Here is an 11,423-nt window from a genome sequence, read left to right as displayed (position 1 = left end):
AAAATTATTTTATGATTATATCTTTTTTACCTTGTATTGTTATTAATTTCCATCCAATTCTTTACACATTCTTTCAAATTCTTGATAGTATTTCCAAGAGGCAACTATATCCGGTCTGTATTGCTTAATATGAATAAGTTCTTTGTCAAGTAATTTTTTTAATCTAATCCTTAGTTCTTTGTTTTCTTTTAAATAATTTAACACATCATCTTCTTTAAATAATTTAGATTTTTCAATCTCTATTCTTTCTTCCAATGCCTTTATAAAATTTGCCAAATATTTTTTTGTGGCTTGTAGCAGCTCACAATTCTGCTTTAACTGCTCATAGTCTTGTGGTTTTATAAAAATACCTAAATTGTCATATTTTAAAGGTTTATCAAAAAAATCACTTATAATGTTGATATATTCTTTGGATTTCCCATAGAATTTAATTAAATTTGTAGATGTTATTTGAAGATGGATGCTATTGTTTTTATAAACAAAAACATCATTGCAATCTAAATTTTCCTCATTAGCAAAAAAATTAATTGGGATAAAACCTGTCAAATCTCCATTCATTACTCCCTTAAAAAAACTTTCATCAATAGGCTTGTTAAATCCAAATTTATTTGCCAAAGCGCACATTGTATCAAATGCTTTTTCTGGTTTAATTTCCTCCATATCAATGTAGGTGATATTTTCACTTGGCATCATATTGCAAAGCGATGTTTGATATATTGTATCATCATTAATCCATCTAGGTAGATATTTCATACTCGGTTTATCTGCATAATAAAATTTTCTTCCAATATCACCAACATACATTTTATTCTTAAAAACCTTACGATAATCACTATTTAAACATAAATCTTTTTCGCTTTTTGGATTTAAAATTGGATGATTCACACCCGTCTTTAATCTAGATATAGGATCTCTAACCAAAAAAACAATTGGAATGTTTATCTTCACTAAATTTAAGTATTTACAAATGATATTAAGCCCCTGTGATAAACTATACTGTCCATAAGTTATAATTGCATACTTATCCAAATTTTCATTAAAGCCATAGTATTCTATATATCTACTTTTTATGGGATTCATATGATGATATAAATACCCAATATTACATGCACTAAAAAAAGACATCATTGCAGCATGCCCAGAAAGCCCTCCAGATAAAAACACAAACTTATAATTATCCGGTAAAGGTAAATTCATTTCCCATGCAAGTTCAGCAGGAATATTTTTATAGTTAATCTTTTCGTTTTGATCATTTAGTTTTTTAGGATCAAGCAAAGAAGGGTAAGGGTGATTTTCTTGTTTGTATTTTTCTTTAAAATCTTTCGAAGATAGCCAAATTCTAATAAGATCAAAATGTTTTATAAAAAAGTCAAAATTATGAAATATGTTTTCTAATATAGGTTTATAATCTTTATGCTGTTTCAAAATATCAATCAAATCTTGAATATTTATTTTATGATTTTTTATTGTTGAATTGTAAAAATGATAGTGTAAATTTTGAGGTAATATGTTAATAATATTTTGAATATTTTTATATAGCTTATATTTTTCTTTTAACAAAGAAGGTAATTTAAAATACCCTCCTTTGTGCCAGGTTTTATGGGCTTTAATTAAAGCTTCTCCTAGCATATAAGAAAAATGATATTTATATTTTATGCTTTCATTATAATCTCTGCAAGATTCTACTTTAAGATATGTAAGTTGTGGAAATATTTTAATAGTTTGCTTATATAGTTTTTGTTCTTTTTTGTGTTGTTGATTTATCTTATATAATTTATATGATAGGGTTATATACCCTCCCCCATGTTGTTTTTTATGCTCTAAGATAGCAAAACCTAATTTATAAGAAAGTGAATTTTTTATCCTATCTATAGCGCTATTTGGGTTAAACATTAGAGTTCCTTGTATCAATATTGTGATTTGAGGTTGCAAAATTTTTCATAATCTTGTGGTGTTCCGCAAAATATTACATCACTCATTTTTATCTCATGATATTTAATTTGTTTATCATTTTTAATCAAATAGTTATATAATGGTGCTATATATAGTTCATTTTTTACATACAGCTTGTTTTCATACGAAAATTTAAAAGACTCTTTAAAGTCTTTGTTTTTTTTAAAATAATATAATCCACTACTACAAAGATTAGAAATTCTTTCTTTTTCAGTTGTCTTCAAAACATTTTTATCATCACCAGGTAAAACAAACGACCACTGTTCTCCATCAGCCTGAAATACTTCCAAATATCCATCCAATTTCTCATAGTCAAGATCAGGTAAAATATAATTGTATCTAAAAGTATCTATATTAAAAATCAATATATTTTCATTATCATCAATATGAGCTTTTTCCAATCCAAGCATAACCGTATGAGCCTGCCCTTGAGTTTCATCATCAAGTTTTACAAGAATTTTATTTTTGATTTTAAGTTTTTCACACTCATCTGCAATAAAATTTTCGGTATTATGTATATCTCTATAAATAAATAGAAAATTGCAATCTTCAAAATAATGCTTAAACCCAAAAACCGCATTATAAAATACAGTTTCATTTTGTATTTTAAGCATATATTTTGGTATTTTATAACCTGCATTTAAAAATCGCGAACTAAGTCCAGCCATAGGAAAAATAATAGTCATACCAAACCTTTATCTTTAAAATAAAAATATAATCTAAAAATATTAGCAAATAAAGCTTTTTGTCTGTCACTATCATCAGCATGCAAAGGAAGCATAGAAGCAAATAGGTGTATAGCAATAGAGCAAATTTGCTTATCAATTTCGAACATTGTAAAAAATTCTTCCTGAATTTTAACTACTTCATCACTCACATCTATAGACAAAAATATTTTATCTTTTTGAATTTCACATCTTGAAAAACCAGAAACAATAAAATCATACAAACCTAATACAGAGTGTACCAATTTCGCATAATCATAACGTATATCTCCATAGACTGTTATATTCTCATCAAAGTCCATTCCCCTAGGATCAAATGTTTTTATATTCTTTGATCTAAAATCATACACAATATTGCTAAAACAAAAATCTCCATGAATTAATCTTATATCTTGTTTTTGTGATATATTTTTATCTAATGAATTTAGGATTTCACATATCGATATACTTTCATAATTACCAAAAGAATATTTTTTAGAAAAACTAATTTCTGGATGATTGATTTGTTTTAATCTTTTTAACGTTTTAGCTTTATAATCAAAAACAATCTCTTTATCACTTTTAAATTTATGAATAGTGTTTAAAAATACTTTTATAGACCCAAAAATATTACGCCAAATATAATGTGGTAATTTTCCAAAAACAAACAACTCTAATAAGGTATTATGGTACAAATACTCCAATCGATAAGAACCTGCTTTTTCGCAATAAAATCTTGGCAAGTACATGTTATATTCTTGTGGAAATTTTCTATACCAATTGATCTCGGCTCTGATTTTACTATCCCAATTTGAAGACTTTATCACAAAGTTTTCATCAATTAATAAATGATTAAAAGCTCTTTGTGTGCTAAATTTTTTTTTAGAATGAAAATAATTTGTTATCAAGCCAAAATCTAACCATGAGTTATCTTGAACTATACTAAAAGCATGAATATTGGAATATTCTCTTAACCCATCAACAAAAGAATAATGATTATCCAAAAGACACTTAACTAAAAAGTATGGATATTCAATATTCATAAAACCAGATAAAACCAATTCATAGTCTTCCGAAATGTTATTTTTTATCCTATAATTCAATACTTTCTCTTTAAACAAGTACGCCCATTTATAATTCTCTTTTACCTTTGAAACCACCAAATGATTTTTTAAAGACTGTATAGAACTAAAATATGTATCACCGTGCAATATATAAATCGACTCATTGATTGGAGAATTCATATTAATAGCATAAATCAAAGCTTCTGCCAATTGCATACTTTCAGGAATATATAAAATCTTTACACCTAGTGATTTTAACTTTAGAAAATCATATCCACTAATTTGAAAACTTTGAGGAAGAGTTAATATTATCGACTCATTTAAGTTGCGAAAAAGCTCAATCTGATACTCATATAATCTTTTATTACCCAGTGGCAAAAAAGAAGGAGGAATTTTTCCAAATTCTAGCTCAAAATCATCAGAGCAATAAGCCGATGACATAATAAAAATCATCTATTTCCTCCATCTTTATATGGATTTTCTTTTTGAAGAATCTCGATAATTTCCTCATAAGAATATCTTGCGAATTCAGAAGGTCTTATAGCTTTATCATCGACATAGAAACCATCGTAACCACACCATGGCTTTCCTATAACAATATCATCATAAGGAACTTTATGCTTATCAAGCCACTCTACAATTATTGGCAATGTATTATGCTTAATTTTTTCAATATCACCCTGATATGTTCTCATATTTCTACTAGTAAATATAGTTACTTTAAAACCTAATTCCTTATAATAACATAGTTGCCTTAAAACATCTGTATTTATTGGCTTATCTTTGTAAGAAGCATCAGTATCTAATGTTAAAGTTCCATCTAAATCAATAATAATATTCTTAATAGTCTTTCCTTGTTTTTATTATATTATACTTTTTTTATCTTTCTTTAGTATTAATTACCATCCAATTCTTTACACATTCTTTCGAATTCTTGATAGTATTTCCAAGAGGCAACTATATCGGGTCTGCATTGCTTAAGATGAGCAAACTCTCTATCAAATTTTTCTTTATATTGCAGCACTATCTTTTTATCTTTTCTCATAAACATAAGCATATCTTTTTCATTAATAAGTTTTTTTCTTTCATTTAAATAAAATGACTCCAATCTATCAAAATACTCAAGAAAAAAACCTACAATAAAGCTATCACGAATTATATGTTTTAAACTATCATAGTCAATACGCTTAGCATATACTATCAAACAAATTTCATTTAATAAAAAATCACTTATAGTAAACAAATTATTGCAATCTATATACTCATCTGAATATTTTTTTTGCTTAGTTATTTCTAATACAATATTACTATTCCCTTGTCTGATATGGATTCTTTTCGGAAAAAACAACAAATCAACATGATAATCCGAAGAATTTGTTTTTTGATAAAATAATTCATTATCATTAGGAAATTTAAAACCGAGCTTTTCCGATAAATCACAAAGTGTTTTGTATGATCTTCCAGGTAAAATATCATCCATACTTATATAAAAAATTTTATTAATATTTTTTATAACATTAATTTTTAAATTTAAAATAAAAAAATCTCCATATTTATCATAAGCATATTCTTTAACAGTATTTAATGTAGGATTTCCTTTTATATCTGGATAAGCATAAGGTACTTTAATATCAAATATTTCATTTAAATTAGAATATACATCAATATCACTTCGAATTTGTTCTTTTGGGTGTTTTAAATTTCCATAATGGTTTACAATCGGTCTTAAAGTAGATATAGGATCTCGTACCACACAAATAGCAGGCACGATTTTTTGTATTAAGTAATAAAATTTTAACACCATATTTTTATGTCTTTGTTGAACTTGTCCAGCTAAAATAATAGCATTATAACAACCTAAACACTTCATCAAAAGACGGTAACTATCCATATATTGAAAAATAGGATCTCCCCAATGTCGATTTAAGTTAATATCGCAAATTCGAAGGTATCTTGTCATAGTTGTGGTTCCCGCTCCATGAATAAGCAAAAACACAAACTTATAATTATCCGGTAAAGGTAAATTCATTTCCCATGCAAGTTCAGCAGGAATATTTTTATAGTTAATCTTTTCGTTTTGATCATTTAGTTTTTTAGGATCAAGCAAAGAAGGGTAAGGGTGATTTTCTTGTTTGTATTTTTCTTTAAAATCTTTCGAAGATAGCCAAATTCTAATAAGATCAAAATGTTTTATAAAAAAGTCAAAATTATGAAATATGTTTTCTAATATAGGTTTATAATCTTTATGCTGTTTCAAAATATCAATCAAATCTTGAATATTTATTTTATGATTTTTTATTGTTGAATTGTAAAAATGATAGTGTAAATTTTGAGGTAATATGTTAATAATATTTTGAATATTTTTATATAGCTTATATTTTTCTTTTAACAAAGAAGGTAATTTAAAATACCCTCCTTTGTGCCAGGTTTTATGGGCTTTAATTAAAGCTTCTCCTAGCATATAAGAAAAATGATATTTATATTTTATGCTTTCATTATAATCTCTGCAAGATTCTACTTTAAGATATGTAAGTTGTGGAAATATTTTAATAGTTTGCTTATATAGTTTTTGTTCTTTTTTGTGTTGTTGATTTATCTTATATAATTTATATGATAGGGTTATATACCCTCCCCCATGTTGTTTTTTATGCTCTAAGATAGCAAAACCTAATTTATAAGAAAGTGAATTTTTTATCCTATCTATAGCGCTATTTGGGTTAAACATTAGAGTTCCTTGTATCAATATTGTGATTTGAGGTTGCAAAATTTTTCATAATCTTGTGGTATCCCAATATCAATAAAATAATCATCAAAATTTTGGGTTTGTATTTTTAATATCTTATGATTTACTTGCAAAAAATCTTCAAAAGAAAATTTTTTCTCTAAATCAAATTCATCAAAAATATCTTTTTTTAGTAAGTATATACCACCATTGATTAAACCTTGCTTTTTAGATACTTTTTCTTCAAAAGATATTACAATACCTTGATCATCAACATTTACAGTACCATATCGATCAAAATTTTGCATTTGTTTTAATGCGATACAAATTTTACTATCATTCAAAACAAGTTTTTTTAGATCAATATCAAAAATAGTATCGCCATTTAAAACATAAACTTGACTTTGTATAAATTTCAAAGCATCTTTTATAGCTCCACCTGTACCCAAAAGTTCTTTTTCAATGTTATAGCGTATTTTTATACCTTGAAATTCATCTTTAAAGAACTCTTGAATAAGTTCATATTTATACGAAACACTTAAAACAACTTCAGTAATTCCTTGTTTTTTTAAATACTCCAAAACAAAAGCTAAAAACGGCTTTCCATTAATAGGCGCCATAGGCTTTGGAAGATCTTGCACTACACTTTTTAACCTTGTGCCAAGACCTCCTGCTAAAACTATAGCTTGCAATCAAAACCCTTTACCAAAAAGCTCTTCTTCTACTATAGCACAGATGATATGACCTATTAAAATATGCGCTTCTTGAATCCTTGGTGTACAAGATGATGGTACTTTGATACAATAATCACAAAGTTTATTCATAGCACCGCCACTAGCCCCGGTTAAACCTATGCTTAAAATTCCTTTTTCTTTACAAATTTCTAAAGCTTTTAAGATATTTTTACTATTTCCACTTGTAGAAATTCCTATAAAAACATCTCCGCTCACACCTTGAGCTTGCACTTGTCTTGCAAATAAATTTTCATAACCATAGTCATTGCTAATAGCTGTTAAAATACTCGTATCAGTACTTAAAGCAATGCTTGCAATACCAGGTCTATCAAAGTAAAATCTACTCACAAACTCCCCAGCTATATGCTGCGCATCAGCTGCACTTCCTCCATTGCCTGCTAGTAAAGTTTTATTGCCATTTTTATAGGCGTTGACCACTTTTAAAGATACCTCTTTAATTACACTGATCATATCATTATCATTTAAAATCTTAGTTTTAATATCAATTGAATCAATAAAATGAGATTTTATATATAAATTTAAATTTTCCACGATTTTGCTCCTTCTTTAGTGAAGTAGAATTCTTGCACATATCCTTGCTGTTCATTTAGAATTTTTTTAAGTTTATATTTTTTTATAGGATCAACCATAAAAAACATAAACCCTCCAGCACCCGCTCCACTTGTTTTGCCACTATAGGCACCATTTTCCATGGCTAAATGATAAATTCTTTCAAGCTCATCATTACTTACTATATCGGAAATGATCTTTTTTGATTGCCATGACCTACCTAGGATTTGAGCTATTTTATTAAAGTCAGCTCTAAACAATGCTTCTTTCATATCTAGCGCATCTTGTTTTATCGCGTGCATAGCATTAAGTGAATTTTCATCTCCTAGCTTTCCTTTTTTATGCTCTTCTATATCTTTAGCTTCTCTGGTAATATTTGTAAAATAAAGCAAAACTCTGGCCTCAAGCTCGCTTGCTATCCAATTTTTAATGCGTAAAGGGTTAACCATCACTCTTTTTTGATCATAAAATTCCATAAAGTTAAATCCACCAAAAGTTGCTGCATATTGATCTTGTGCACCACCTACTATAGCCATATCTTCTCGTTCAATCTCATAAGCCAAACGTGCGATCTCATACTCACCCAAAGGTAAATTCAACCACTCAGCAAATGCTTTGATAATACCCACAACCAAAGTAGAACTACCACCAAGTCCACTACCACTTGGTACATCTGAATAAGTATGCAAAGAAAAACTCAAAGGTTTTTTAACATAGTCTTTTACTAAACGATTGTAAATTGCTTTATAAAGATCTAGCTTACCGTCATTTTCTAAAAAATCTTTGCTTTTATATTCTACTTTTGCATTTGTATCTGATGAATCAAAAATGATTTTCCCATCTTCTCTTTCTACTAAAGTACAATGTACATATAAAGATATAGTCGCATTTAAAACATAACCTGTGTATTGATCACAATATAAATTTATATCAGTACCCCCACCAGCTAAACCCAAACGCAATGGAGTTTGAGAACGAATTATCATGATTGCTACCTATTTAGTGGGATTCTACCCATAGAGATTTCTTTTCTCCAATGATTTAGTAAATCCTCAAACATCTGTCTAGCTGGAATTTCTGGCTTCCAATTGATATAACTTTTGATTTTAGTATTATCAAACATTTGATAATCTGCATCAATAGGACGCAATCTTTCTTCATCTTGTTCTACTTTGATATCTTTTCTTGCAGAAAGACTCAAAAGTATATCGATAACCTCAGGAAGTTTAAAAGCTTCTTCACCTGCTATATTAAAAGCTTCCCCGCAAGGAACTTTACCTTTTTCACTTTCTAACGAGAGTAAATAATAAGCCCTTATAGCATCACGGCAATCTTGAAAAGTTCTTACACTCGATAAATTTCCTACTTTGATAATAGGCTCTTGATAACCCGCTTCAATCAATGCGATTTGTTTTGCAACCGTACTTTCAAAAAATACATCAGAGCGTCTTGGACCACTATGAGTTCCCATCCTGGTGACATAAGTTTTTATACCATAAGCCTCGCCATAAAATCTTCCCAAATAATCCGTACCGATTTTACTTATACTATAAGGACTTGCACCATGAAAAGTTGTATCTTCATTTAACTTAATACCTACTTTTGCCCTACCATAAACTTCACTAGAAGAACACACATGCACTACAGGATCATAGCCATCTTTGGCTTTTAACAATCTAATATTTTCTAAAATATTTGCTGTGCCTATGATATTAGTTTGTAAGGTTTCTATAGGTATATCAAAAGAAGTTTTTGGGTAAGACTGTGCAGCCAAATGAAAGATCACATCCGGTCTTTTGCTTTCAAAAAGCTTTTGAATGCTTGAATAATCATTCAAATCAGCATAAAAAATGCTAATTCTATCTTTTTTATTGATCCTATCACTTAGATGATAGATATTATCCATAGGTTCTTGCCAACGCATCATACCTATAACATTATAATCTGTATTTTCTAGCAAGAAATCTGCCATTTGTGAGCCAACTTGACCTGTAAAACCTGTAATTAACACTGTTTTTTTCATATCAAAACTCTCTTAAGCTTTTTTACTATTTTGAAGATAATCTTCATACATCATCTTAATACCTTCTTCAAGTTCTATTTTATGTTTCCAACCCAAAGAATGAATTTTAGAACAATCAAGTAGTCTATTCATAGAACTATCTGGTTTGCTTATATCAAATTTTATTTCACCTTGATACTGTGTAATTTGTTTTATTAAATAAGCTAATTCTGCAATAGATAAATCACTACCTGTGCCCACATTAATATGTGTATTTTTTATATTATTTTTAGATAGATCACTAAAATTAATATTATTCATTATATATATACAAACATCTGCTAAATCATCTGAATGCATAAATTCTCTCCTAGTCTTACCTGCGCCCCAAAGCTCTATATGTTCTTCATGAATTCCATTAGCATTAAGATAATTTATCGCTTCATCTTGATCTTGCAAGTTAAGATCTAATAAAATTTCATCATACCTCTTTTCATTAAGAAGTTTTGCTAAATGAAATTTTCTAAGCATCGCTGGCAATACCCTAGCTGTTTTTAAGTTATAATCAGCTGTTTTTCCATATAAATTAGTCAATGCAACTGAAATAAAATTAGTATTATATTGTAAATTATAAAATTCACACATTCTAACTCCAGCAATCTTTGCTAAAGCATATGGTTCAGCATTATATTCTAACTCACTTGTAAGCAAACTTTCTTCTTTGATAGGATTGTCTGCATGTTGAGGATACATCCAAGAACTACCAAAAAAAATTAATTTTTTTACATTTGAACTATACGAATTGAAAAATATATTATTCTGAATTGTTAAATTTTCGTATAAAATATCAGCTGGAGCTTTTACACCCAAAGCACTCATTTTTGCCGCTGCAAAAAAAACATATTCTGGTTGATTATTATCAAAAAATTTTTTTACAGCACCAAAATCAAGTAAGTTTAACTCTTCCCTTGTTGCATATATTAGATTATTACAACCTAGTTTTTGCAATTTTTCCATTATAGCACTTCCAGCAGATCCACGGTGTCCTACTATATAAATCTTAGATTTTTTTTCCATAAATCACTCCTTGCTTACAGCTAAAATATCTCTTTCTGAAAGGATCGGAGATTTTGTTGGCCAATCAACCCCTATTCTCTCATCATTCCAAGCATAAGTGAATTGTTCATTTGCATCAACATATTCTCCTTTATATGCGCATTTGTAATAATATACCGCACTTTCACTACTTACATAATGTGCATTTCCAAATCCAGCTGGAACTAAGATAATTTTTTGGTTATCTTGATTTATTATAAATTTTTCATGTTTTAAATAAGTAGGTGAATCTTGCCTACAATCAACCACAACCTGATGGATTTCTCCATAAACACAAGTAGCTAGTTTATATGTTTTATGATCCCCGTGTATACCTCTTATAACATTATGTTTAGAGTGAATAAATTTATCATGTATAAATTGAAGATTATCTGGCAAAAGTTTATCTATGGTTTCACTTGTAAAAGCTGTCCATATCTCTCCTCTCAAATCCCTAAATTTATTAGGAGTTATTATATATACTCCTTTTAAAATTTTTGATTCTTGTATATCAAATTCTATCGCCATACTTACCTCTTTTTAATCTCTTTTTTTAGTCTTTTTATCTCAAACCACAGT

General features: G+C 28.3%; 11 protein-coding genes. All 11 read right to left on the bottom strand.

Annotated elements, in window-relative coordinates; genetic code table 11:
* Nucleotides 1–42 precede the first annotated feature (42 nt).
* Nucleotides 43–1,893: a DUF2972 domain-containing protein gene (locus tag L8X97_RS08115; RefSeq protein WP_263663049.1), complete on the bottom strand. Its 1,851-nt coding sequence runs from the start codon at nucleotides 1,891–1,893 to the stop codon at nucleotides 43–45.
* A gap of 14 nt (nucleotides 1,894–1,907) precedes the next feature.
* Nucleotides 1,908–2,639 carry a glycosyltransferase family 2 protein gene (locus L8X97_RS08110; RefSeq protein ID WP_263663048.1) on the bottom strand — a complete coding sequence of 244 codons (732 nt, stop codon included), beginning with the start codon at nucleotides 2,637–2,639 and terminating at the stop codon, nucleotides 1,908–1,910.
* Nucleotides 2,636–4,174, bottom strand: a complete 1,539-nt coding sequence (locus L8X97_RS08105) for a capsular biosynthesis protein (protein WP_263663047.1) — start codon at nucleotides 4,172–4,174, stop codon at nucleotides 2,636–2,638. The genes L8X97_RS08110 and L8X97_RS08105 overlap by 4 nt, the downstream gene beginning before the upstream one ends.
* The gene (locus L8X97_RS08100) at nucleotides 4,171–4,554 is read right to left on the bottom strand and encodes an HAD hydrolase family protein (protein WP_263663051.1); all 384 of its coding nucleotides are present in this window, start codon (nucleotides 4,552–4,554) and stop codon (nucleotides 4,171–4,173) included. The genes L8X97_RS08105 and L8X97_RS08100 overlap by 4 nt, the downstream gene beginning before the upstream one ends.
* Nucleotides 4,555–4,616: 62 nt before the next feature.
* Complete coding sequence (locus L8X97_RS08095; protein WP_263663046.1) at nucleotides 4,617–6,446, bottom strand: DUF2972 domain-containing protein; 1,830 nt, start codon at nucleotides 6,444–6,446, stop codon at nucleotides 4,617–4,619.
* A gap of 14 nt (nucleotides 6,447–6,460) precedes the next feature.
* A complete protein-coding gene (locus L8X97_RS08090; protein WP_263663045.1) occupies nucleotides 6,461–7,135 on the bottom strand; it encodes a nucleotidyltransferase family protein in 675 nt (224 codons plus the stop codon).
* Nucleotides 7,136–7,729: a D-sedoheptulose 7-phosphate isomerase gene (locus L8X97_RS08085; protein WP_263663044.1), complete on the bottom strand. Its 594-nt coding sequence runs from the start codon at nucleotides 7,727–7,729 to the stop codon at nucleotides 7,136–7,138.
* On the bottom strand, nucleotides 7,717–8,736 hold the full coding sequence (locus tag L8X97_RS08080; RefSeq protein ID WP_263663050.1) for a dehydrogenase: 1,020 nt from the start codon (nucleotides 8,734–8,736) through the stop codon (nucleotides 7,717–7,719). The genes L8X97_RS08085 and L8X97_RS08080 overlap by 13 nt, the downstream gene beginning before the upstream one ends.
* Before the next feature lie 2 nt (nucleotides 8,737–8,738).
* A complete protein-coding gene (locus L8X97_RS08075) occupies nucleotides 8,739–9,770 on the bottom strand; it encodes a GDP-mannose 4,6-dehydratase (RefSeq protein WP_263663043.1) in 1,032 nt (343 codons plus the stop codon).
* Nucleotides 9,771–9,782: 12 nt separating this feature from the next.
* Nucleotides 9,783–10,826 carry an NAD-dependent epimerase/dehydratase family protein gene (locus L8X97_RS08070; RefSeq protein WP_263663042.1) on the bottom strand — a complete coding sequence of 348 codons (1,044 nt, stop codon included), beginning with the start codon at nucleotides 10,824–10,826 and terminating at the stop codon, nucleotides 9,783–9,785.
* A 3-nt stretch (nucleotides 10,827–10,829) separates the two neighbouring features.
* Entirely contained in the window at nucleotides 10,830–11,372 is a 543-nt protein-coding gene (locus tag L8X97_RS08065; protein ID WP_263663041.1) for a dTDP-4-dehydrorhamnose 3,5-epimerase family protein, read from the bottom strand.
* Nucleotides 11,373–11,423 lie beyond the last annotated feature (51 nt).

Origin of the sequence: Campylobacter sp. CNRCH_2013_0671h, assembly GCF_025773055.1 — a bacterium.
GTDB lineage: Bacteria > Campylobacterota > Campylobacteria > Campylobacterales > Campylobacteraceae > Campylobacter_D > Campylobacter_D lari_D.
The sequence above is the reverse complement of the archived record's forward strand: the minus strand, read 5'-3'. Positions and strand labels throughout refer to the sequence as shown.